The sequence below is a fragment of the Aureispira sp. CCB-QB1 genome (assembly GCF_000724545.1).
Lineage (GTDB): Bacteria > Bacteroidota > Bacteroidia > Chitinophagales > Saprospiraceae > Aureispira.
The window spans coordinates 1-532 of the sequence record NZ_JHBV01000095.1 but is presented as its reverse complement, the minus strand read 5'-3'; the positions used below and the strand labels follow the sequence as shown (position 1 = coordinate 532).

Below are 532 nucleotides of genomic sequence, written 5' to 3'. Positions count from 1 at the left end.
ACATCTGTTGTTTCTGCCAACACTAAGTTAACAAATACACGCCCTTCTGTTGGGTTTGGATACAATTTGAATAAATCCAATGCTGGAATTGTATTGACAAAATCAGGCAATTGATAAGGAACTACTATTCCTGTTACAACTTGCTGACACCCCGTGCTAGCATCTGTTATCGTCACATCGTATGTTCCTGCTACCAATCCACTAATGTCCTCTGTTGTTGCTCCTGTATTCCATACATATTGGAAAGTACCACTACCTCCATTTGCTGTAATATCTACTCCTCCTGCTATCGCCATAATTTCCGCATAAATCGTATCTATGGTAACATTAATTGGTGTTGTTGCTGCGATGGTTGCGGTTTCTGTTATTTGACAACCGTTCGCATCAGTGATAGACACCGTGTGCGTCCCTGCTGGGGCATTGCTCAAATCTTCCGTAGTCGCAGAAGTAGACCAATTGTAACTATAGTTTGGTGTTCCTCCTTGTACAGTAATATCTACAGTACCGTCATTTCCATTACAAGCCACACCCG

1 protein-coding gene is annotated in these 532 nt (G+C 42.1%); it reads right to left on the bottom strand.

Annotated elements, in window-relative coordinates; genetic code table 11:
* On the bottom strand, positions 1 to 532 hold a 532-nt coding region (locus tag CG11_RS26355), incomplete at both ends, for a SprB repeat-containing protein (protein WP_197043966.1).